The sequence below is a fragment of the Thalassospira sp. ER-Se-21-Dark genome, assembly GCF_017922435.1.
GTDB lineage: Bacteria > Pseudomonadota > Alphaproteobacteria > Rhodospirillales > Thalassospiraceae > Thalassospira.
Genome location: NZ_VDEZ01000002.1, coordinates 436,380 through 457,571, shown reverse-complemented (window position 1 = coordinate 457,571; position 21,192 = coordinate 436,380). Strand labels below are relative to the sequence as shown.

Here is a 21,192-nt window from a genome sequence, read left to right as displayed (position 1 = left end):
CCCCGTCCGGTTTCCGGCGGGGGTTTTGTTTTAATCAGGTCGCGCGGGCAACCTCATTTCGGGATTGGCGAATGTCCTGCGCCGCGCGCGCCCAAAGATAAAGCCCGCAGAACAACGCACACAGCAACAACGATCCGGCAAAACCCGCAACCGCGTTCCATCCGCCCTGATCCCAGAACCAGCCGCCAACCGACCCCATGATGCTGGATCCCAGATAATAGGCCAGAAGATACAGCGATGATGCATGCCCCTTGGCCGTTTCGGCAAGTCGCCCGACCCAGCCACTGGCAATCGAATGGGCAACGAAAAAGCCACTGGTCAGGATGACAATCCCGCCAATGATCACCGGCAGGCTGTCAGAGACAGTCAGCCCGACACCAAAGGCCGCCAACAACAGCCCCACCACCAGCACCGGACCACGTCCGATCTTGTCAGACAACGCACCAGCAATCGATGAGGTCACCGATCCACACAGATAGACAACAAAGATCAAGCCAATCTGACTTTGCGATAGGCCATAGGGCGCATCCGAAAGACGGAAACCGACATAGTTAAACACTGTCACGAAGCAGCCCATGGCAAAGGCCCCGATCAGAAACACGAACGGCAAACCCGCATGTTTCAGATGCCTGCCCCAGGCCCGCAGGTGATAGCCCACCTGAAAACCGGGACGCCGGACAAAGTTTCGCGATGCCGGCAACAGAACAGCAAAACCAAGCGCGGCAATCAGGCCCAAGGCGCCCATCGCACCAAGGGCAATGTGCCAGCCAAACAGATCGGTCAGAAAACCGATCACAACACGACCACTTAAGCCCCCGATCGCCGTCCCGCTGATATAGATGCCCATCGCCATGCCAAGGCCCTTGGGATCGATTTCCTCGGCCAAATAGGCCATGGCAACGGCCGGAACCCCGCCCAGCATCAGACCTTCCAACGCGCGCACCACAAGAAAAGCGTGCCAATCGGACAGAAACGGCGCGATCAGGTTCAAAACCGAAGCCACACAAATGGAAATCAGCATCAATTGCTTGCGCCCGACGGCCTCGGACACAGCACCGGCCAGCAAAATGGCAAAGGCCAGAAATCCGGTGGTCAACGAAAGTGCGAGCGAGCTTTCAGCCGGCCCAACCGCAAAGTGGTTTGCAAGTTCCGGCAACAGTGGCTGCACACAGTAAATCAGCGAAAAGGTCGCGTATCCGGCCAAAAACAGTGCAATGCTGATACGGCGAAATGCGGCCGATCCCGGCTTTATCCAAACCGGGTCGGCAGACGCATTTGCGTTGGTGGACGCGAGCGGGCTTTGCGAACGTATGGGGGGCGTTGCATCAGATGACGCCGTATCAGCAGCACTATCAGAATGTTCTTCTGGGTCAGTGTCCCGGGAAACAGACATTTGCGACCTCTTTTGGAATGGTTCGTGGGGTGACGCTTATGATTGCACTATCGCGCCTATCCGTCCAATATATGGAACTGTCTTCTTTGATATCTTTTGGATATACCATCAATGGAACTGCGCCATATCCGCTACTTCCTTGCCGTCGCCCGTGAAGGGAACTTTACCCGTGCTGCGGCCCGCATCGGCATCGGGCAGCCACCGCTTAGTCAGCAAATCCGCGATCTGGAAAATGAAATCGGCACGGCCCTGTTTCATCGTCTCCCCCATGGCGCCGAACTGACAGAGGCCGGAACGGCGTTTCTTGAGGTGGTTGCACAGTTCCCCGATCTGGCAGAGCGCGCCATTCGTGCCGCACAACGTGCCGGGCGCGGCGAAGTCGGATCGATCCGGGTGGGATTCACGGCGTCCGCCGCGTTCAGCCCGTCTGTGCCACGTGTATTCCGTGACTTCCGGCGCAGTTACCCCGGTGTTGAAATGACACTCGAAGAAGCCAACTCTGCCCAACTTGTCGCCGGCCTGCGCGATGAACGCCTTGATGCGGTATTCCTGCGCCAGGATACGATTGCAGGCGATGGCATTCGCCTGCATGTGATTTCAAGCGAACCGATGGTGCTTGTGCTCCCCTCCGGTCACCCGGCTGCCCAACGTGAAAAGGTCGCCCTATCGGAACTCAGAGACGAGGCGCTGATCCTGACCCCGCGCGCGGTCGGCCCAACCCATTATGACAAGGTGGTCACTGCCTGTCGCGACGCCGGGTTTGAACCACAAATGGGTCAGATCGCGCCACAGCTCGGATCCGTGATCAATTTCGTTGCGGCCGAGCTTGGCTTTTCATTGGTCCCTAAGCCGATGACGCAGCTTCAAGCCAAGGGTGTCGCCTATCGCGAGATCGAGGGCGAAGTGCCCATTGCGCAACTTTCACTGGCTTATCGCAGCAATGATATCTCGATTGCTCTTCGCAATTTCGTTAGCCGCACGCTTGCCGCCCATCGGCAGCCAAGCATTGATGAATAGACGAAAAGATATGTTTTAATTCAGATACTGGCGATCTTCTTCCGAACAAAACCAACAAGTATGTCAGAAGAAGCACAAAGCGATTGCGCAGCAGTATCAATCACCAGATCCACATCCGGCCAGGGGTGATATTCACGATCACAGACCTTTTGCCAGTCGGGCAGTTTCAGGTTTTCTATGTCACCCTTTCGTGTTTCAACCCGGTAACGATGCTCATCAACATCAGAACAAATCAGTTCAATCTGCACAAAAGGCTTGTCTGCGATTATCGCGGCTTCTTGCCACGCGGCACGGGATAATTCGATCGGATTGACCGCATCTCCGATCACAAGGTGGCCAAGGCGCAAATTATCTGTCGCGATCCGGTTTGCGACGACATACCCGACCGGGCCCATTTCATCGGATGGCACGACACCGCAATCAATAACTGCCTGCTCGATTGTATCAATTCGCAGATGGATCGCGCCAAGTTCCTGAGCCGCCAATCTGGCAATTGACGTTTTGCCGACACCAGGCAATCCACCAAGAATAATCAACATTTTCAACGTCCCTTGTTTGTTCCTGTATATGAACATTCCAGTTAGGGACTGGCAAGACGGTTCATTCGCGCTAGATTAATGCCAACTGTGAAATCCGGCGCGCCGCTGATATCTATTTCTGCGATGTCCGCGCCAAACCGAAAGTCTGGCTATGCTAAGATATTCCCTTCTTGATCTTTGCCCCGTGAATGAGGGTGAACATCCCTCTGATGCGTTGCGCAATACACTTGCCCTCGCCCAACACGCTGAAAAGCTTGGCTATCATCGTTATTGGCTGGCCGAACATCACAACATGCCCGGCATTGCCAGTGCCGCGACATCTGTTGTCATGGCCCATGTCGCGGCTGGTACCAAGACCATCCGCGTTGGGTCAGGTGGCGTCATGCTGCCCAACCATGCGCCGCTGGTGATTGCCGAACAGTTTGGCACCCTTGATGCGCTTCATCCGGGCCGTATTGATCTGGGCATTGGCCGCGCGCCAGGCACGGATCAACGCACCGCAGCCGCCCTTCGCCGTGACATGCATGGATCCGAGGAACGCTTTATTCAGGATGTCTTGCAGGTGCAGGCCTTCCTCGCCCCGCTTGAAGGCAATCCGCCGATCCGGGCCGTACCGGGCTATGGTTCGCAGGTGCCGATGTGGCTTTTGGGCAGCAGCCTGTTTTCAGCCGACCTGGCCGCACGCCTTGGTCTGCCCTTCGCCTTTGCATCGCACTTTGCGCCCGACATGCTGATGGATGCGCTAACCCTTTATCGCAACCGGTTTGAGCCAAGCAAAGCCCTTGATAAACCCTATGCGGTTGCTGCGATGGGCTTCTTTGCCGCTGACACCGACGAGGAAGGTGAATATCTGGCCACCTCGATGCAGCAGCAGTTCCTGAACCTGCGGCGCGGAACACCGGGCCAATTGCCAAAACCGGTCAAGGATATGAGCGAAATCTGGAACCGCGTTGAAAAGGCCGGTGTGGATCACGCCATGCGCTATGCCGCAATTGGCGGGCGCGATACGGTGCGCAAGAAACTGCGCGAATTCGCCTACATGACCAAGGCCGACGAAATCATGGTCACCGCCAACATCTATGATCAGACGGCACGCCTGAAATCCTTTGAAATCGCTGCCGAGCTGTTTGGCGAAATGAACGCAAAGTCCGAGAACAAAGACTGCGCCTAAGACCAAGCGGCACCTTATTTCTACAAATGCCGGGTTCTTCGTGAATCCGGCATTTTGCTTTCATCATACGAAATACCAGAACACACCACTTGCGCTTGCATCATTGGTCGGACAATATGCGCGTCCCGTTGAAGACTTCAACGATAGCCCCTTGTTTCAAAAGGTTATGGTGCGCCCTTCATGACCAACTTCCTGCTGGCAGCCCTGCCAATCGCGACTATTTTGTTTCTGATGATCAAGGCCAACTGGGGTGCTGCACGCGCAGGTGCCGCCGCCTGGTTTGTGACGGTTATACTTGCCGTCTTCTTCTTTGGCGCACCGACCGATATGCTGATCATCGCCCAGGCCAAGGGCGTGATGCTGGCCCTTTATATCCTGTATATCGTCTGGGCCGCACTGATCCTGTATTTCGCAGCCGAGGAAGCCGGCGCGATCAAGACCATCGGGCGCGCCATCCGGTCGCTGACCGATGATCGCCCGCTGCAGCTTTTGATACTGGGCTATGTTTTTGCCAGCTTCCTTCAGGGTGTGGCGGGCTTCGGCGTTCCGATTGCGGTCGTCGCACCACTTCTGCTGGGCATGGGTTTCTCCCCGGTATTGGCGGTTGCAGCCCCAATGATCGGGCATAGCTGGTCGGTTTTGTTTGGCAACATGGCAACCTCGTTCGAAGCGCTTATTGGTGTCACCGGCATTCCGGGCACCGAACTGACCCATTATTCGGCGATCCTTTTGGGCTTGTCCGGCTTTATGTGCGGGGCGGCTGTTTTGTGGCTTGATGGCGGGTTCCGCACCATTCGCCGCCGCATTGTGCCGCTGGTTCTTATTTCCGGCGTGATGGGCGTGGTGCAGTATGCCATGGCCAATTACGGCGTCTGGACGCTGGGCGGCCTGACAGCCGGGATTGCAGGACTTGTGACCTCGATCATCGTGACCCGGTTCTGGAAACCCCATCCCGATGATGTGGCCGAGCAGGTTACTGATGATCATCACCACATGCCCCTGATTGAGGCATTGACCCCTTATCTGGTGTTCATCGTGCTGGTCACGCTGGCAACCTTTGTGCCCGCAATTGAAATGCTTTTGGGTAAAATCCGCTTCACGCTGGATTTCCCGGAAACCGCGACCGCAACCGGCTGGGTGATCGAGGCCGAAAGTGCCAAGGCGATTGCCATCTTTGGCCATCCGGGCGCGCTGTTGCTTTATACCGCTGCCATCAGCTTTACCTTCTTCAAGCTGCGCGGTCATTACGACGACGGGATCGGTAAACGTATCTGGCAACGCACGCTCAAAAGTGGCCTTCCGACCAGCATCGGCATGGTGCCGGTGATCGGGCTTGCCATCATCATGGACCACGCGGGCATGACCTATGCCCTTGCCGAAGGGGGTGCTGCGGTCTTTTCCGGGGCCTTCGCCGTTGCCTACCCGGTGATTTCACCTGCCATCGGCGCGCTTGGTGCGTTTATGACCGGCAGCACAAACAATTCCAACGTCGTCTTTGGTATGTTCCAACGCCACACTGCTGAGCTTTCTGGCCTGTCGACCGCCCTTGTTCTGGCGGCACAGGCGACGGGTGCGTCCCTTGGCAGCATGCTGGCCCCGTCAAAGATCCTTGTTGGGTGTTCGACCGTTGGGCTTTCGGGAAAGGAAGGACCGGTACTTTCGGTGGTGCTTAAAACCGGCGTGATCCTTACCGCGCTGTGTGGCTTCATGGCTCTTGGCCTGCTTTTGATCACGACGATGAACGGGGGCGCGTAACATGAAAAACAAACTGTTTAATCCGGTCTTTCTCGTCCTGACCTCGATCATCCTGCCGATTGCCGCGTTTGAAGCCCTGGTGACAGACAACATCGCTGCGAGCGACATTCTGTTCGCGTTGTTCTGTGCTGTTATGGCGCTGATCATCGCGCGCAAATAACCCCTTGGGTCCAAGTGCCGACAGGATCACTTGCTTTTTAGCGCACAACATTCAGGGCCAATCGACATTTAATCGAAAGCGCCCCAGAATGGACCCGTTTGATCTCCAAGAACTGAGCCCCGAACAATGGCGAAGAATTGACGCCTCGGGAAAAGGGGAAAGAGACCGTTGCCATCCTTATGAAGAACAACTCGCTTGGCGTCGACGAAGCAATGACGTGGATCGTTACGGACAGGAACTGCCATCGGTAAATCCAATCGATCCTGTATTGGTGACTGACGTACTGCATGTCGCAGCAGCCGCATTCTTTGTGTTGCCGGAACCTGAGAGGTCGGTAACGTCGTCTAAATAGACAGAGTGCTTGTTCCCACTGCCGCTGGCCGTGACCGAGTTGTTGGAGAATTTGATATTGCTGCTGTCCTGCACGGCCATCCCACCAAAGGTCTGATGACCCGTCTGGCCGGACGCTTTGAGGGTATTACCGGTAATCGTGATATTGCTGGAGTTGTTGAGAATATAGATCGGCGTAGATGTGTTGCCGGATGCAGATGCACTGAGGGTGCTATTGCGTATTGTTGCGCCGGAAACGCCGTCCATTAAAACTGCATAACTGGCCGTTCCGCCACTGGCCGTATTGTTCACCGTGATACCAGCAAGGGTGCTGTTATTGGCCATTTCAATCAGCCTGGAATCATTCCCCCCGACAGTTGTCACCGTTCCTGTCCCGGAGACAGAAGCCGATCCCATGTCCAGGGTGGCAACACGCCCGGAGGGGCTTTTAACTTCCAGGCTGCCTTGCCCCATCAATGTCTGACCGGACTGCAATATGACTTTGCTGTTCACGTTGGAGAAGTCACCTTGCAAAATAACTGTCGAATTTGCGCCTGCTGCTGCCACGGCATTGGAAAGATTGCTGCCTGTGGTCGATGAGCTATCCACTACCGACAACAATTGCCCAGATGCCGTTTCGCTTGCTGTCTCTGGCGGACCAAAGGCTCCGGCCCGGCTAACAACATCGACGTCACGAATAACCGGATCCGCCATTCGTCTTTCGATCGGTCTCAGGTCTGTTTGATGGGTTTCTTGGCCTCCAAACACCTGAAAGGGAATGCGCAATCTGAACATGGCAAAGCTTTGGGTGCCGCGCGGATCATCATGCTGAACCTCAAGCCCAAGGCTCAACCGAGAGTCATCCCAAAGGAAAGGGACCTCATTAAAGGTCAAATCAATTCGTCCCCGTGGACCGGCAATCATACCCGCCTTTTCATCGGAAAAGCGATATCCCCCGCCATAAAGGCGCAACTGTTGCTGGGAATTTTCATCAAAAACAGGCACGCGCCAGCCTAGCTCGGCATCAAAACCGCCCAAAGAACGTTCCTCGCCGCCGCGAAAAACAACAGTTGTACCGGAAATTGTCGCAGTATTCAGGCTATCGACCTGATAGGATTTTCGACCAATCGGAACATAGGCATTGGCACGTATATCCCAGTCCATCGACAGTGCTTCTGCACCGAACGTGATCTGGTTGAACATATTGCCCAAAGAGCTTCTGCGTCGGTCAAAATAGCCATACCCGCCCAAATTCCATCCGGATGACAGCATATGACGCACGCCCAATCCGTAATTGCCTTCCCTGCCATTCTGATTGTCGATCCTGCCGCGAAGATTGCCAAACACAAGCGTGTGGTCGTCCTGAATCAACGGTACGAACAGGTCGGCTTCACCGAGATGCCGGTCAGAACCCGGCTTTCCCTCAAGATCAATGTGAGGTCGCCATTTGTCAGATTCCGACGCTTTTACAGTAGAAAAAGAACTAACAAAAATTAATGCCAATACAGAAAACGAAATAAACATCGAATTTTGCATGAATTGGCCAATATAATTCGAATCAATCAAATATAACAAATTATTTTCATTTTTCAGCATAATAGTCTTTAAATTATCTATCGCTCACAAATGTAATTGATCCAATTTATTTAAACGAACCAAGCCATCAAATTGGAATTATGAACAAAACAACCTTTCCTCGACCAGCTCTATACGTCGTCATACATCAAAGCAATTTGTCCTGTATCTGTTTGTTTGACAGGAAACGCTGTTGATTGAGGTACCCTCGCCGGAATATCTGCGCTTGCGATAAGTTGTTTTGTGTTGGCGCGAGGCGAAATTACTGCACCGTTAATGTTCGGCGGTCCGTCACATCTGAATTCTTGGGTGAAATCTAATGCGCTTCAGATAGCTAAACCACTTCTATTCTTTATCATTTTCCCAAAAGTTATCATTTTCCCGACTGACGAGCGTTGGCACGGTCAGGAGATTGCTTCGGTCATTGGCACATTGAGGAAATTCATGACCGGTAACGCCAATAATTCGAACGTCGCCTTTGGCATGTTCCCGCGCCACACAGCCAAGCTTTCGTGTATTTAGACCGCATCTTTCATGACGACACAGGCAACCGGCGTGATCCTAACGGTGCGTTGCGCGGTTATAGACCTGATCAATATCCGAAAACAAAAATGCCCGCCGACTTCCATAACCGGCGGGCAAAGTACAATAGCGTTGGTTCAGATTAGGGGCGCAACGACACCAGCTTAACACCAAAGGCGATGAACACCGCCCCGGTGGTAGCCTTAAGTGCGCGCTGAAAACGGCCATTCCTTGCAAAGCGAGTCAGCCGTGCAAACAACATGACCATGGCTGCAAACCAGATGGCGTTGATTGCGGCATGCACACACACCAGCATAAAGGCGGCGGTCATCGCCCCCTCACCTACGGGAATGAATTGCGGGAAGGCAGCCAGATAAAACATCGAAGTCTTCGGGTTCAGCACATTGGTCAGAAGTCCCTCGCCATAAGCCGTGACCAAGGTACGCCTGCGTTTGGCCGGTGATACATTGGCAACTGTTTTCACCCCAAGCCACGCATCACGCAGCGCCTTGAACCCGACCCAGCACAAATAGGCTGCGCCAAGAAACTTCACGACCATAAAGGCCTGTGCCGACTGCACCAGAATCAGGGAAATACCAAGGATCGACAACGTCCCGTGCACATAAAAGGCACTGACAAATCCGGCCACATTGGCCATCCCGGCCATGCGTCCTGATGTCGGCACCGTCTTGGCGACCAGAACACCGTTGGGGCCCGGCGACATGACAAGCAGTGACGCAACCAGCGCAAAACTCAAAACCTGTGACCAATCCATGGCGCATTCCTTTTCTGATCCGCCGTAAAACCTTCTTGGACTATAGGTCTATCTGATTTTCCGACAAGCAAACAATTGTATCGCTGCAATCCGGAACACGGCAGATCTCAGGCTTGATGCTTTATCGGTTTCCACTTGAATGTTCCTATTTTGTTCTATACGTTGTTTGCATGCAAAACCAAACCGCCTTCATGGAACAAAACACCGACAACACGGCTTTTGGTGATGACCGGACGCGCCCGGATCATGACCAAAACGTCTTGCCTGTCCGCGCGCAAAAGGGACGCGGGGCTGTTTCAAATATTGATGGCCGGTTTGAAAGACATATCCATCAGGCAGTTGATGATGGCTGGACGTCACACCGGCTTGAAGAACAGGAACCACCCCGGATCAAAACGACCCTTGGCATTGATGGGGCGCGTTCTGTGATCACCCGCAATCAAAGCCCCGATGTGCCGTTTGATCGCTCCATCAACCCTTATCGCGGGTGTGAGCATGGCTGTGTGTATTGCTTTGCGCGCCCGACCCATGCCTATCTGGGCTTGTCCCCCGGTCTTGATTTTGAAACGCGTCTTTTCTGGAAGCCAGAGGCCGCCCAGCTTCTGCGCAAGCAACTCTCATCAAAGACTTATCAACCCGCCCCGATTGTGATCGGCACAAGCACTGATCCCTATCAGCCAGTCGATCGCGACAAGAAACTGACGCGGTCGATCATTGAAGTCCTGTCAGACTGTCAGCATCCCTTTTCACTGATTACCAAAAGCGCGTTGGTCACCCGTGACATTGACCTGATCGCCCCGATGGCCGCCCGAAACCGGGCATCGGTGGCCGTATCCGTCACAAGCCTTGATCACCGGCTGTCAAACCTTCTGGAACCGCGCGCCTCTGCCCCGCACTGCCGGCTTGAGGCCATCCGAAAACTCTCAGATGCGGGCATTCCGGTCACCGTCCTGTGCGCGCCGGTTATTCCGGGCCTGAATGATACGGAGATCGAAAAGATCGTGTCGGCCTGCAAGGACGCCGGTGCGCAATCGATTGGTCACATCGTCTTGCGCCTGCCGCTCGAAATCGCCGATCTGTTCGAAGAATGGCTGGAGGCCCATTACCCCGACCGCAAGGCCAAGGTGATGTCATTGATCCGTCAGATGCGTGATGGTCAAATCTATCAATCGGAATTTGGCACCCGCATGCGCGGCACCGGCCCGATTGCCGATCTGATCGCCAAACGCTTTGACGCTGCGCGCAAAAAGCATGGCCTGACCAACAGATCCCTCAACCTTGATTGCAGCGGCTTCAAACGTCCCAGCGCGAGCGGGCAAATGTCGCTGTTCTGACATCAGCAGCAACATCGCCCATATCCCGCAACAGATAACCCATCCGGATCAGTCCGCGCGCCGGATCAGCATCGTGCTTTTGCCCCCAACCGTGAGCCGCAGCACTTCGCCATCATCAAAGGCGTAGCTCAGGATATGATGGTCGGGATCAATGATCTGTTTGCCTTCGATGGTGACAGCACCACGTGCGACCAGTTCACTTGCCGCCGTAGTGGTCTCGGCAAAGCCCGCCATCAGAATAAGCGGCACCACCCCGATCCCGTCCTTCAGGGCGTTGGGCGTGAAATCAAGTGTCGGCATGCGATCAGCAAGAGAGATATGGGTCATTTTCCGGTTTCCTTGTTGGTAGGGCCACCTCGGGCAAACCGGTTTATGGAAAAAACAAAGGCCGCCCTGGGGCAGCCGGTCTTGGTTTAATTTACAAACACATCAACAGGCGCCGCGCTATGTGCACGACGTAAAATAGGCGTTCTGATGTGTAATAATGTTTTCCATGCTTTAATGCATATGGCGCTTTTTTCGTTTGGTCAAGCCGCTTGTTGACCACCCTCCACGCCAAAGAAAAACACCCGCCAGCAAAACAGGCGGGTGCACGAAACATTGATAGTCTGACCTGTAAGCGAAGATCCTAGCTGACAACCCGATAGCGGGCATGCACTGCCGGCTCGCTGATGATGGCGGGATCAATCATGGCATTCACCGCGTCCTGTGCTTCGCTGGCGGCCACACCTTCGCGGTCCTTGGCGTTCACATTTCCATCTTCGCAAAGCGCCCTGGCACGTGCACTTTCAAAGAAACGCAAACCACGTTTTTCCATGACATACAGGGTTTCACCACCCCATTGCCCGGTCCAGACAAGACCAGAAAGACCTTCCATTTCCCGTTCAATCCGGGTTGGCGAAATCGGCATCCCCAGGCAAGTGGTCAAAAGGAAGGAAAGTTCGGCTGCGGTCACCCCGTCTTCGCAGCATTCCTCGGCCAGAACCGACATCACCGCCATGGTCACAACCCGAAGCGAAACCTTTTCCGCATCAAGCCCCGGGAACCGGTTTTGCTGAAGTTCAACAATGTCGTTGGCAATACGATCAACATCACCACGAATGACATAACGGCCCCGCCATACCCGGCAGCTGCTTCTGACTTCCCACGCGCTCATGATTTGGTCCCACCCGTTTTTGTTTGTCCCTGCTAAAAAAGATACAACAAACATACATAACGTCAATATCTTTTTCGACTTTTTGTATTATTTCATACACTCATCACGAAACCAGCGGAAGCCATCAGCTGCAACGGTGTAACCGTCCTCGCCCTCGACCTCTTCAAGGTAGCCTCTTGCCACGGCCGCATGGAAATCCCGGCTAAAATTGCGCGGCATCCGCAGATGATCCTGGCGGCGTAAAAGGCGGCGGACATCACCGCGCGTTACAAAACTCCTGCCATCGCGATCTTGCAGCCAGATTGCCGCCAGCAAGATTATCTCGGCAAAGCCACGTGGTTGCAGGCGTCCGACCAGATCGGCAAAACTGCCAACATACCCCGTAATGAACATGCCGGGATCTATTGCGCCGGAAAATGCGGCATCGCCTGCATATCCTATGCCACCATGCGCCCCGCCCGCCCCTGGCACGCCAAGGGTTGCTGTCGCGGCGCGATCATTCACCTTGTCCGCCGCACTTTCATTGGCGAAGCCATCAACCGCGCCGTTCGCGTGCGGGCGACCACCACCCGAAACACCAGGTACAGAACCATGCACCGCGCCAACAGCCATTCCCGGCACAGACGGTGCCTGCCCGAACAAAGCAGCCATCACCACCGGCAAACGCGCAGGCGGAATCGCACATTCGAGATCGACTGGCCCGAAGTCCCCTTCGCCGGAAAGCTTGACATGGATAATGGCTGGCACGGCTTTATCACTCCTGAAATACACCGCAGCGATATCATACATTACGTACAATTTTCAACATTAATATTACATTTATGTATACTAACTTACATTTCAGCCGAAGGATTACCGTAACTTTGGTCTCGACAATTGCCGGTCCGCCACCGCACCATAATCCCGGCAATCAATCCATTCGCACCAATCCTGCGCGACGAACGGACGCCCCGGCACCAAACGCCGGGCGGTAAAATCAAGAACGCCATCAACCGCCACCAACGGGAGACCAGAAAACATGACACGACTAATGTTTCGCGAAGACGCCTATGCAAAGAATTGCAACGCCGCCGTCACCAGCATTTCAGATCGCGGGATCGAACTTGATCAAACGGTGTTTTACGCAACCGCTGGCGGCCAATCAGGCGATATCGGCACACTAACCCTTGGCGATGGCACGGCCCTTCCCGTCGTTACCACGGTCAAAGATCGCGAAACCGGGCGTATCTTGCACATCATTGCCGATGATCATCCCCTGCCCGCGGTTGGCGATACGATCACAGCCGAACTTGATTGGGACAATCGCCACAAGCTGATGCGCTTTCACACCTGCCTGCATCTTTTGTGTGCTGTCATCGAAGGTGATGTTACGGGTGGCAACATCGCCGCCCATAAGGCGCGGCTAGACTTCAATCTGCCGGACGCCACGCTCGACAAGGATGAAATCAGTGAAAAGCTTAACGAACTGATCGCACGCGATGCCGATGTCTATGACGGGGAAATCTCCGTCGCCGAGCTTAAAGCCAACCCGGAACTGGTGCGCACCATGTCGGTGCAGCCGCCAATGGACGGACATTCTATCCGGACTGTCACCATAGAAGGCATTGATTTCCAACCCTGTGGCGGCACCCATGTGCGCAAAACCGGCGAGATCGGCAAGGTCATGGTTTCCAAAATTGAAAAGAAAGGCCGCCAGAACCGCCGGATCAATATCGTATTTGACGACTGATGCCATTTGTAATTGGCAACCGGCAAACATACGGATCATCACCATCCGGTTTGACTGCCAGTTGCCAGCAAGCGGCAGGACCGTTACAAATTTAAATAGATTCAGGACCAAATTTAAAACAATCCCGGAACCAACCGGAAATCCACCACCGTCAATCGGAGCTTGTCCATGACCAACCCACTTTCCGACGCCCTTGTGTCCACCCAATGGCTTGCGGATCACCTTGATGCACCGGACGTGCGCGTCGTCGATGCCAGCTGGTACATGCCAGCCGAAAACAAGAATGCCCGCGAATTCTATGACGCTGAACATATTCCGGGTGCGGTTTTCTTTGATATCGATGATATCGCCGCCGATGACAGCGCCCCGCTGCCGCATATGATGCCCGATGCGATCAAGTTTTCCGCCAAGGTCCGCAAACTCGGCCTCGGCGATGGTGTCCGTGTGGTTGTCTATAGCCAAAAGGGTTCCGCCCTTGCAGCCTGCCGTGCATGGTGGATGCTGCGTCATTTCGGCCATCATGATGTTGTCGTTCTCGATGGCGGCCTGCCGAAATGGATCGCAGAGGGCCGCCCGGTCACCGATGCACCGACCCCGCCGCGCGAACGCCACTTTACCGCACGCGCCAACAGCTTTTTACTGCGTGAATATGATCAGGTTCTCTCGAACGTCAAAACCAAACGCGAACAGCTGGTGGATGCCCGCGCAGGCGAACGGTTCCGTGGCGAGGTTGACGACCCTTGGGGCAAATCGGGTCACGTTCCCGGCTCCTACAACCTGCCCTTTACCGAACTTCTGAATTCGGATGGCACCTTCAAGTCGGCGGATGAAATCAAGGCTGCATTCGACGCAGCAGGTGTCGATCTTAACAAGCCGATTGTTGCAAGTTGTGGTTCGGGCGTTACCGCCTGTGTCCTTGCCATGGGAGCCTATATTTCCGGCCACAAACAGGTCGCTGTCTATGACGGATCTTGGGCAGAATGGGCCACCACGGAAGACAGCCCGGTTGATACCGGCCCGGCCTGAACATCCTGCCCCGTCCGTATCACACATTTAAAATGAGAAACCCGATGCCCGCCCCATCCCCGTTCGGTTCGGATATGACGAACAATACCGCGGATGGCGCGGGCATCAGACTTGAACAGCTTAAAGCCCCTACTAACGACGATATTGCCGCCATCACCCGCCTTTGGATTGCGACCGGACTGATCCCGGCGATCCGCGATGCACGGCAGGATATCGAAAACTGTATTGCGGCTGATAATGGCAGCCTGATTGTCGCGCGCATGCCAGATGATCAGCAAATCTTTGCCACCATGATGACCGGCCATGACACTGTCTTTGGCTGGATTCATTACCTGGCAATCGCCAAGCACGCCCAAGGCAGTGGCATTGGCCGCGAACTGGTAAGCTTGGCCGAGGATATCCTGCGTCTTTCGGGCTTAAGTGAAATCCGGGTCACAATTGAAAATGCCGCAGCGGGTGATTTTTACGCCAAACTCGGCTATGACTTTATAGCAAGCGTCACCGATCAGGCTGATCCTGATCCGCACCAAAACAAAATAATGCGCAAGAGTTTAGTCCAATGACCCCATCCAATCCGCGCAAGCTGGAAGTTGTGATCAGCTTCCTTGAAATGCAAAGCCCGCCCGAACGCGCGCCAGCCATCGTCCCGCCCGGCAAGGTCGCGATCATCCGGGCTGAAAACCCGACCCTGTCATTTTATCGCTACCTATATAATACGGTCGGCGAACCTTGGCTGTGGTGGCAACGCCGCCTGATGAGCGACACGGAGCTTTCCGCGATCCTCGCCAAGCCGGAGACGCATGTTTATGTGCTTTATGTTGCCGGTGTGCCTGCCGGCTTTGCCGAGCTGGATCTGACGGACTTTGAATCTGACAACGTCATTGATCTGCACTATATGGGCCTGATGCCGGAATTCATCGGCAAGGGCTTTGGCAAGTACCTACTGGATTGGGCGATTGATACCGCCTGGAGCTTCAAACCCACCCGTATCACGGTCAATACCTGCACGCTTGATCACCCAAGTGCACTTGGGGCTTACCAAAAGGCAGGATTTGCTATATATGATCGCCGAACCGATATTGTTGATGATCCGCGCGATACAGGACTGATCCCGCATATCGACCACCATGTCGATCATGATGGTCATCCCGCGAGCGATACACCTGATCGCGAAAGTGATCCGGAAAATGCAAATAATGCAGATTCCGACACTTTGATCGTTGACTTTCCCGACCGCGCACGGTAACAAGCGCGCCTGAGTTTACCCAAGCCAGAGGATGATGACCCATGGCAGTGCCAAAGAAAAAAGTGACCAAGTCCCGTCAGGGCATGCGTCGCTCGCATGACAAGCTCGCCAAGGGCTCGTACCGCGAAGACAAAGAGACCGGCGAACTGCATCGCCCGCACCACATTGACCCGAACACCGGTATGTACCGTGGTCGTCAGGTGGTCGAGCCGAAGATGTAATTCCGCACCGGAGAGCTTTTTGCTCTTTGGCGGTTTGCGACGCTATATATTTCCGCGCCAGTCCTATCGGACTGGCGTCTGGTTTAAAAAGGGATGAAACCGTTTGGTTTCATCCCTTTTTATTTATCCCTACTCAAAACCATCCATACCGGTTCCGCACACGATCACCCCGACCCGCCCCGGATTTGGATCGCCCAGGCGATCATTCATAACGGCCGCAATACCAGCGGCGGCGGAAAGCTCAACGGAAATGCCGAACTCTTTCCAAAGCCACCTGGCAGATTTTTGCATTTCTTCATCACTGACCAATGCGATGCGATCCACGTTCCTGCCAATCAGATCGACATTAAGTGCCGATGACTGACGCGGCGCAAGACTGGTGGCGGCTGTATTCACGCTGGGCAAAGTCGCGACCTCGGTGGCCTTAAGGCTTTCAAACAGGGTTGCCGCCCCGGTCGGCTCCACACCGATCACCCGGATCGATGGGCGCAACAAGCGTGCGGCTGTCGCCACACCGGCAATCAGCCCGCCACCACCAATCGCCACCACCAGTGTATCGAGGTCGGGTTGCTGTTCTAAAAGCTCAAGCGCGATGGTTCCCTGCCCGGCAATCACCTTGGGATCGGCGAACGGGTGGATATAGGCCATACCGCTTTCATGCGCGTGCTCCATCGCAGCACGGTTGGCGTCATCCCAAACGGCCCCGATCAAAGCCACGTCAACACCCTGCGCGCGCAGTTTTTTGACTTTGGGCTGTGGTGTATTGGTCGGCAGGAAGATTTTCACCGGCACACCCAGTGTGCGGGCCGCATTGATCACTCCCATGCCATGGTTGCCGCCAGATGCGGTGCACAGCCCGGCAGATCTTTGTTCAGGTTCAAGGGCCAGTGCCGCATTCATCGCCCCGCGTGCCTTGAAAGACCCACTGACCTGCATGTTTTCAAGTTTCAGGAACATCTCGGGGATGCGATCACGCGCGACAAAGCCGGATGTATCGCCAAAATTGCGGGCCGCAAACACCGGGGTCAGGCGCATATGGTCCGATATCGCCTTGCGCGCAGTGCGAAAATCCTGAAGTTCAATCACGGGGCCCCCTTGCTGTATTCTGTGTCATTCGTTGCTGTTATTGCCTGTAAAAAATAGCCTGATATCAGGCATTAACAATGGCTTTGACGCAAAAAGCCTTGAATGGCCGCCGCCAAGGTGGTTTGTCTTTGAAGCATAAGACGTCGCGCCCAAGGAGAACCGCCTGTTATGTCATCGCAAAGCCCCAAACATACCGCAACCAAGCTGGTCCATGCCGGTCGCCGTTCCAGCCAGTATCACGGCGTGGTCAACCCGCCGGTTCTGCATGCCTCGACCATCCTGTTTGACAGCCTGGCAGAACTTGAAAAGGCCGGTGCCTCAGTCCCCGGAAAAACGACCTATGGCCGCCACGGAACGCCGACGCGCTTCCTGCTCGAAGAAGCCGTTGCCGAACTTGAAGGCGGCTATGGCACGCTATGTGTTTCATCGGGCGTTTCGGCGATTACCAATGCGATCCTCGCCTTCGTGAAGCCCGGCGATCATATCCTGATCACCGACAGCACCTATTTCCCGACTCGCAACCTGTGCAATACGTTTCTTAAGAAATTCGGGGTCGAGACGGAATATTATGATCCAACGATTGGCGGCGACATTGCGGACCTTATTCGCGATAACACTGCCCTTGTCTGGTGCGAAAGCCCGGGGTCACTGACCTTTGAAATGCAGGATATCCCGGCAATCGCCAAGGCCGCGCACGCGCGCAATGTGAAGGTGATGCTCGATAACACCTGGGCTTCCCCGATCCTGTGTCGCCCGTTTGAATTGGGTGTTGATGTCTCGGTTCAGGCGGGCACCAAATACATTGTCGGTCATTCCGATGTCATGCTGGGCACCATCACGACTGCGACCGAGGATGACCTTCTGACCATCAAGAAGCAGGTCCTGATTTCCGGTGACGCGGTTGGTCCGGATGATTGTTACCTCGCCCAGCGCGGCCTGCGCACCCTTGCCGTGCGCCTGAAACAGCATCACGAAAGCGGCCTTAAGGTCGCAAACTGGCTGCAAACCCGCCCGGAAGTAAAACGCGTCCTTCACCCGGGGCTCCCCGATGATCCGGGCCATGCCATCTGGAAACGCGATTTCACTGGTGCCTGCGGCCTGTTTTCCTTTGTCATGCAGCCGGTCGAAAAAACCCGGCTCGCCAATATGGTCGATCACATGGAACTGTTTGGTATGGGCTTTAGCTGGGGCGGCTTTGAAAGCCTGATCCTGCCGTCTGATCCGACCAAAATCCGCACCGCCACCAAATGGGACGACGATGGTCAGTTGGTCCGGCTCCATATCGGCCTTGAAGACCCCGATGATCTGATCGCTGATCTTGAAGCCGGGTTCGCGCGACTTAAAGTGGTCTGAAAACAGCACTCAGCAGAATGAAAAATGGCGCGGAATTTCCGCGCCGTTTTTTTATGTTAGACCGGATCGGAACGAGCCATCTCAATACTATTTCCGCACCCAACTAAATTTTGGATCAACGCCAAAGGCAGACACATCTCATGTTATGGATTTTGATGCTCTAAATTGTTTCTTTGCCCGGAGACGCACAAATCCGAACCACCCCGTAGTCACCGCATAGGATGAGACAGTACCAATGGACAACAAACCAGGAATGGAAACAGGACCATCAGCAGCGAAAAGAAACAAGGTTACAATCATCAGGAAAACTCCACCCACCGTGTCTCTATAAGCCCGAGAAGGTCGCAACTCATTTCTCTTCGGTGGCGGATATCTCCACGCATAACGATATCTTCCAGTTCGATAACCGTCGTAGCTACCCACCAACCAACTCAGCGCACCGAACCAATGCCCCAACGTCCCATCAACCATGAAGTAACCGAAATAACGCCAATCAACCAATGCAGCAAAACCGACTGGCACCACTGTCAGTAAACCAACACAAGGACTAGTAATCAGTTTTTGGAACCGTCTAAGGAGATCCGTAAAAAACTGAAGCACTCTGCCGGTCATGACGTTCTCCACGTGTTAACGCTCGACAAGTCTTTTCACCAAAGGTGAAAACCCAGCCGTCAAAACAAACAGAAACGCAGCCGAAATCACGATGCTCGGCCCGGCTGGCGTATCGACATGCCATGACAGGGAAATCCCCGCCAGTACCGATGCCGCGCCAAACAGCCCGGCCCCAATCGCCATCTGTTCAGGTGTGCGGGCAAAGAAACGCGCACTGGCGGCCGGGACGATCAGAAGGGCTGTAATTAACAAAACCCCGACAATCTTGATCGCCATGCCGATCACAAGCGCCATTAGAAGCATGAAGATCAAACGCAGCCGTTCGACCGGGATGCTTTCGGCCGCGGCAATTTCCGGGCTGACTGTCAGCGCAAGCAACGGCCGCCACATCCAGGCAAGGATGCCAAGTGCAAAGGTGCCGCCAACCGCCAAAAGCAAGATATCCCCGGTATTGACCGCCAGAATATCGCCAAACAGATAGGCCATCAGATCAACAGCCACCCCCTGCACAAAGGCAAGCGCGACCATACCCAGTGCCAAGGTCGAATGGGCCAGCATGCCCAGCACCGTATCACTGCCAATCCGCGATTGCCGCTGCCCATAGGCCAAAATGAGGGCCGCCGCCAGACACGTCGCGATCATGCCAATGCGAACATCGACCCCGATCAGAAGACCAAGTGCCACCCCCAAAAGGGCCGTATGCGCCAACATGTCGCCAAAAAACGCCATGCGCCGCCAGACGATAAAGGCGCCGAACGGCCCACAGACAACGGCCAGCAAAACGCCGCCCAAAACGGCGCGAAACAGGAAATCGTCCATCATTGGTTTGTTCCCGCCCCTTCTTTGACGGTTTTATTGTGATCATGTCCGTGATCATGTGAATGGCCATGTGCATGATGATCATGCGAATGATCGTGACCACATCCGCCAACAACATGGCCCGACAAATCATGTTCGTGATCATGTTCGTGGTGATAAATACCAATCGCATCGGCCTCGCGCACGCCAAACAAGGACCGGTATTCCGGATGCTGGCGCACGGTTTCGGGAATGCCCGAACAACAGACATGGCGATTGAAACACACCACCTGATCGGTCTTTGCCATCACCAGATGCAAATCATGCGAAATCATCAGAACGGCGCAATCAAGTTCGCGGCGGATCTCGTCAATCAAGCGATAAAGCTCCGCCTGCCCGGAAACATCCACGCCCTGCGTCGGTTCATCAAGCACCAGCAAATGCGGACGCAGCAAAAGAGTGCGGGCCAGCATCACACGTTGCGTCTCGCCACCTGAAAGCTGGCTCATTTGCGCATCAATGACATGCCCTGCCCCGACCTGCGCCAGAACGCCTTCGCAATCCGCCCGGCTCACGGACCGGGTCAGGCTCAGAAACCGCTTCACCGTCATCGGCAAGACCTGATCAATGGCAAGCTTTTGCGGCACATAGCCAATCGTAAGCCCGCGTTTGCGGATAACCTCCCCGCTATCGGCCTTCTGCAAGCCCAGAAGCGTCTTGACCAGTGTTGATTTACCGGCCCCATTTGGCCCGATCAGGGTAATGATCTCGCCCGGATGGATGGCAAGCGATACCTGATCAAGGACGCGCTCATTGCCAAAAGAAAGGATCAGGTCGCGGCCTTCAATGAGTGGCGCAGTCATGGCACAGCCCCTTGATCTCGACCGTGGTCGCCTGAATGGTAAAACCGACACTGCGGGCGGCCTTGCGCACCGCGTTGCTCATATCTTCGTTGACTGCCTCGGCCACGCGTCCACAGTCAGTACAGATGAAATACTGCCCCAAATGTTCGCAATCGGGCCGGTCACAGCCGAAATAGGCATTAAGCGATTCAATTCTGTGCACCAGTCCAAGCTCGGTCAGGAATTCCAGCGCACGATAAACCGTCGGCGGCTGAACCCGCTGGCCTTCAGCGGTCAGCGCATCGAGCAGTTCATAGGCCGTGACCGCCTTGTGCGATTGCCAGATCAGGGTAAAGACCTTGCGGCGCATGTCGGTAAAGCGCGCATTTTCGCTGTCACAGACTTTCTCTGCCTGCGCAAGTGCGCTATGCACACATCTGTCGTGATCATGGCCCTTTTTGGGGAAAAGATCGCTCATAGCTTAATATCTCGTATCGACGGCCATCTGGTTTCGGCGGTTTCGGCCCGACCGATTTCAAAAAGCCGTGGCAT

Annotated in this window: 23 protein-coding genes; 11 read left to right on the top strand and 12 right to left on the bottom strand. The window is 54.8% G+C overall.

What is annotated here, in order from left to right:
- Positions 1-34 precede the first annotated feature (34 nt).
- A complete protein-coding gene (locus tag FHI25_RS09790) occupies positions 35-1,393 on the bottom strand; it encodes an MFS transporter (RefSeq protein ID WP_210517257.1) in 1,359 nt (452 codons plus the stop codon).
- Between the two features lie 111 nt (positions 1,394-1,504).
- On the opposite strand from FHI25_RS09790, the gene FHI25_RS09785 reads away from it, so the two are divergent.
- Positions 1,505-2,410 carry a LysR family transcriptional regulator gene (locus FHI25_RS09785; RefSeq protein ID WP_210517254.1) on the top strand — a complete coding sequence of 302 codons (906 nt, stop codon included), beginning with the start codon at positions 1,505-1,507 and terminating at the stop codon, positions 2,408-2,410.
- 20 nt (positions 2,411-2,430) lie between these two features.
- On the opposite strand, the gene FHI25_RS09780 is transcribed toward FHI25_RS09785, so the two are convergent.
- The gene (locus tag FHI25_RS09780) at positions 2,431-2,949 is read right to left on the bottom strand and encodes an AAA family ATPase (RefSeq protein ID WP_210517251.1); all 519 of its coding nucleotides are present in this window, start codon (positions 2,947-2,949) and stop codon (positions 2,431-2,433) included.
- Positions 2,950-3,100: 151 nt separating this feature from the next.
- On the opposite strand from FHI25_RS09780, the gene FHI25_RS09775 reads away from it, so the two are divergent.
- From FHI25_RS09775 to FHI25_RS09765, 3 genes are all read left to right on the top strand, one after another.
- Positions 3,101-4,120 (top strand): LLM class flavin-dependent oxidoreductase, encoded by a 1,020-nt coding sequence (locus FHI25_RS09775; RefSeq protein WP_210517247.1) that lies wholly within the window; start codon positions 3,101-3,103, stop codon positions 4,118-4,120.
- Between the two features lie 180 nt (positions 4,121-4,300).
- Positions 4,301-5,875, top strand: coding sequence for an L-lactate permease (locus FHI25_RS09770; RefSeq protein WP_210517244.1), 1,575 nt, complete (start codon positions 4,301-4,303; stop codon positions 5,873-5,875).
- A gap of 1 nt (position 5,876) precedes the next feature.
- The gene (locus FHI25_RS09765; RefSeq protein ID WP_210517241.1) at positions 5,877-6,035 is read left to right on the top strand and encodes a hypothetical protein; all 159 of its coding nucleotides are present in this window, start codon (positions 5,877-5,879) and stop codon (positions 6,033-6,035) included.
- Between the two features lie 225 nt (positions 6,036-6,260).
- Here the strand turns inward: FHI25_RS09765 and FHI25_RS09760 are convergent, their stop codons facing one another.
- The gene (locus FHI25_RS09760) at positions 6,261-7,961 is read right to left on the bottom strand and encodes an inverse autotransporter beta domain-containing protein (protein ID WP_210517238.1); all 1,701 of its coding nucleotides are present in this window, start codon (positions 7,959-7,961) and stop codon (positions 6,261-6,263) included.
- A 643-nt stretch (positions 7,962-8,604) separates the two neighbouring features.
- Positions 8,605-9,237, bottom strand: a complete 633-nt coding sequence (locus tag FHI25_RS09755) for a LysE family translocator (protein WP_210517220.1) — start codon at positions 9,235-9,237, stop codon at positions 8,605-8,607.
- Between the two features lie 170 nt (positions 9,238-9,407).
- Here FHI25_RS09755 and FHI25_RS09750 point away from each other — a divergent pair, with 170 nt between their 5' ends.
- The gene (locus FHI25_RS09750) at positions 9,408-10,571 is read left to right on the top strand and encodes a PA0069 family radical SAM protein (RefSeq protein WP_246879022.1); all 1,164 of its coding nucleotides are present in this window, start codon (positions 9,408-9,410) and stop codon (positions 10,569-10,571) included.
- Positions 10,572-10,619: 48 nt separating this feature from the next.
- Here FHI25_RS09750 and FHI25_RS09745 read toward each other — a convergent pair whose 3' ends face one another.
- The 3 genes from FHI25_RS09745 to FHI25_RS09735 all read right to left on the bottom strand — a co-directional run bounded on the left by FHI25_RS09745 (position 10,620) and on the right by FHI25_RS09735 (position 12,474).
- A complete protein-coding gene (locus tag FHI25_RS09745; protein ID WP_210517215.1) occupies positions 10,620-10,898 on the bottom strand; it encodes a tyrosyl-tRNA synthetase in 279 nt (92 codons plus the stop codon).
- 301 nt (positions 10,899-11,199) lie between these two features.
- Positions 11,200-11,727: a hypothetical protein gene (locus FHI25_RS09740; protein ID WP_040823776.1), complete on the bottom strand. Its 528-nt coding sequence runs from the start codon at positions 11,725-11,727 to the stop codon at positions 11,200-11,202.
- Between the two features lie 87 nt (positions 11,728-11,814).
- Positions 11,815-12,474: a hypothetical protein gene (locus FHI25_RS09735; protein ID WP_210517212.1), complete on the bottom strand. Its 660-nt coding sequence runs from the start codon at positions 12,472-12,474 to the stop codon at positions 11,815-11,817.
- 271 nt (positions 12,475-12,745) lie between these two features.
- Here FHI25_RS09735 and FHI25_RS09730 point away from each other — a divergent pair, with 271 nt between their 5' ends.
- From FHI25_RS09730 to rpmF, 5 genes are all read left to right on the top strand, one after another.
- On the top strand, positions 12,746-13,456 hold the full coding sequence (locus tag FHI25_RS09730; protein ID WP_210517209.1) for an alanyl-tRNA editing protein: 711 nt from the start codon (positions 12,746-12,748) through the stop codon (positions 13,454-13,456).
- A 168-nt stretch (positions 13,457-13,624) separates the two neighbouring features.
- Positions 13,625-14,482, top strand: a complete 858-nt coding sequence (sseA, locus tag FHI25_RS09725) for a 3-mercaptopyruvate sulfurtransferase (RefSeq protein WP_210517206.1) — start codon at positions 13,625-13,627, stop codon at positions 14,480-14,482.
- A gap of 44 nt (positions 14,483-14,526) precedes the next feature.
- Positions 14,527-15,045 carry a GNAT family N-acetyltransferase gene (locus FHI25_RS09720; protein WP_210517203.1) on the top strand — a complete coding sequence of 173 codons (519 nt, stop codon included), beginning with the start codon at positions 14,527-14,529 and terminating at the stop codon, positions 15,043-15,045.
- Positions 15,042-15,728 carry a GNAT family N-acetyltransferase gene (locus FHI25_RS09715; protein ID WP_210517201.1) on the top strand — a complete coding sequence of 229 codons (687 nt, stop codon included), beginning with the start codon at positions 15,042-15,044 and terminating at the stop codon, positions 15,726-15,728. Before FHI25_RS09720 ends, FHI25_RS09715 begins: the two co-directional genes overlap by 4 nt.
- Before the next feature lie 41 nt (positions 15,729-15,769).
- Positions 15,770-15,949: a 50S ribosomal protein L32 gene (rpmF, locus tag FHI25_RS09710; protein ID WP_007090029.1), complete on the top strand. Its 180-nt coding sequence runs from the start codon at positions 15,770-15,772 to the stop codon at positions 15,947-15,949.
- Between the two features lie 129 nt (positions 15,950-16,078).
- Here rpmF and FHI25_RS09705 read toward each other — a convergent pair whose 3' ends face one another.
- The gene (locus tag FHI25_RS09705; RefSeq protein ID WP_210517198.1) at positions 16,079-17,035 is read right to left on the bottom strand and encodes a threonine/serine dehydratase; all 957 of its coding nucleotides are present in this window, start codon (positions 17,033-17,035) and stop codon (positions 16,079-16,081) included.
- 168 nt (positions 17,036-17,203) lie between these two features.
- On the opposite strand from FHI25_RS09705, the gene metC reads away from it, so the two are divergent.
- On the top strand, positions 17,204-18,388 hold the full coding sequence (metC, locus tag FHI25_RS09700) for a cystathionine beta-lyase (RefSeq protein ID WP_210517195.1): 1,185 nt from the start codon (positions 17,204-17,206) through the stop codon (positions 18,386-18,388).
- 138 nt (positions 18,389-18,526) lie between these two features.
- Here metC and FHI25_RS09695 read toward each other — a convergent pair whose 3' ends face one another.
- The 4 genes from FHI25_RS09695 to FHI25_RS09680 are packed head-to-tail and all read right to left on the bottom strand — an operon-like array spanning position 18,527 to position 21,118.
- A complete protein-coding gene (locus FHI25_RS09695) occupies positions 18,527-19,000 on the bottom strand; it encodes a hypothetical protein (protein ID WP_210517192.1) in 474 nt (157 codons plus the stop codon).
- A 15-nt stretch (positions 19,001-19,015) separates the two neighbouring features.
- On the bottom strand, positions 19,016-19,822 hold the full coding sequence (locus tag FHI25_RS09690) for a metal ABC transporter permease (RefSeq protein WP_210517189.1): 807 nt from the start codon (positions 19,820-19,822) through the stop codon (positions 19,016-19,018).
- Entirely contained in the window at positions 19,819-20,661 is an 843-nt protein-coding gene (gene znuC, locus FHI25_RS09685; protein WP_210517186.1) for a zinc ABC transporter ATP-binding protein ZnuC, read from the bottom strand. Before znuC ends, FHI25_RS09690 begins: the two co-directional genes overlap by 4 nt.
- On the bottom strand, positions 20,642-21,118 hold the full coding sequence (locus FHI25_RS09680) for a Fur family transcriptional regulator (RefSeq protein ID WP_008890884.1): 477 nt from the start codon (positions 21,116-21,118) through the stop codon (positions 20,642-20,644). Before FHI25_RS09680 ends, znuC begins: the two co-directional genes overlap by 20 nt.
- Between the last annotated feature and the right edge of the window lie 74 nt (positions 21,119-21,192).

Excerpts from the sequence above, each read along its gene's own strand:
- znuC (WP_210517186.1), bottom strand. The coding sequence starts at position 20,661 with ATGACTGCGCCACTCATTGAAGGCCGCGACCTGATCCTTTCTTTTGGC.
- FHI25_RS09750 (WP_246879022.1), top strand. The coding sequence starts at position 9,408 with ATGCAAAACCAAACCGCCTTCATGGAACAAAACACCGACAACACGGCT.
- FHI25_RS09760 (WP_210517238.1), bottom strand. The coding sequence starts at position 7,961 with ATGCTGAAAAATGAAAATAATTTGTTATATTTGATTGATTCGAATTAT.
- rpmF (WP_007090029.1), top strand. The coding sequence starts at position 15,770 with ATGGCAGTGCCAAAGAAAAAAGTGACCAAGTCCCGTCAGGGCATGCGT.
- FHI25_RS09695 (WP_210517192.1), bottom strand. The coding sequence starts at position 19,000 with ATGACCGGCAGAGTGCTTCAGTTTTTTACGGATCTCCTTAGACGGTTC.
- FHI25_RS09715 (WP_210517201.1), top strand. The coding sequence starts at position 15,042 with ATGACCCCATCCAATCCGCGCAAGCTGGAAGTTGTGATCAGCTTCCTT.
- sseA (WP_210517206.1), top strand. The coding sequence starts at position 13,625 with ATGACCAACCCACTTTCCGACGCCCTTGTGTCCACCCAATGGCTTGCG.
- FHI25_RS09745 (WP_210517215.1), bottom strand. The coding sequence starts at position 10,898 with ATGACCCATATCTCTCTTGCTGATCGCATGCCGACACTTGATTTCACG.
- FHI25_RS09720 (WP_210517203.1), top strand. The coding sequence starts at position 14,527 with ATGCCCGCCCCATCCCCGTTCGGTTCGGATATGACGAACAATACCGCG.
- FHI25_RS09680 (WP_008890884.1), bottom strand. The coding sequence starts at position 21,118 with ATGAGCGATCTTTTCCCCAAAAAGGGCCATGATCACGACAGATGTGTG.
- FHI25_RS09790 (WP_210517257.1), bottom strand. The coding sequence starts at position 1,393 with ATGTCTGTTTCCCGGGACACTGACCCAGAAGAACATTCTGATAGTGCT.
- FHI25_RS09765 (WP_210517241.1), top strand. The coding sequence starts at position 5,877 with ATGAAAAACAAACTGTTTAATCCGGTCTTTCTCGTCCTGACCTCGATC.
- FHI25_RS09770 (WP_210517244.1), top strand. The coding sequence starts at position 4,301 with ATGACCAACTTCCTGCTGGCAGCCCTGCCAATCGCGACTATTTTGTTT.
- FHI25_RS09740 (WP_040823776.1), bottom strand. The coding sequence starts at position 11,727 with ATGAGCGCGTGGGAAGTCAGAAGCAGCTGCCGGGTATGGCGGGGCCGT.
- FHI25_RS09690 (WP_210517189.1), bottom strand. The coding sequence starts at position 19,822 with ATGATGGACGATTTCCTGTTTCGCGCCGTTTTGGGCGGCGTTTTGCTG.
- FHI25_RS09785 (WP_210517254.1), top strand. The coding sequence starts at position 1,505 with ATGGAACTGCGCCATATCCGCTACTTCCTTGCCGTCGCCCGTGAAGGG.
- FHI25_RS09775 (WP_210517247.1), top strand. The coding sequence starts at position 3,101 with ATGCTAAGATATTCCCTTCTTGATCTTTGCCCCGTGAATGAGGGTGAA.
- FHI25_RS09780 (WP_210517251.1), bottom strand. The coding sequence starts at position 2,949 with ATGTTGATTATTCTTGGTGGATTGCCTGGTGTCGGCAAAACGTCAATT.
- FHI25_RS09755 (WP_210517220.1), bottom strand. The coding sequence starts at position 9,237 with ATGGATTGGTCACAGGTTTTGAGTTTTGCGCTGGTTGCGTCACTGCTT.
- FHI25_RS09730 (WP_210517209.1), top strand. The coding sequence starts at position 12,746 with ATGACACGACTAATGTTTCGCGAAGACGCCTATGCAAAGAATTGCAAC.
- metC (WP_210517195.1), top strand. The coding sequence starts at position 17,204 with ATGTCATCGCAAAGCCCCAAACATACCGCAACCAAGCTGGTCCATGCC.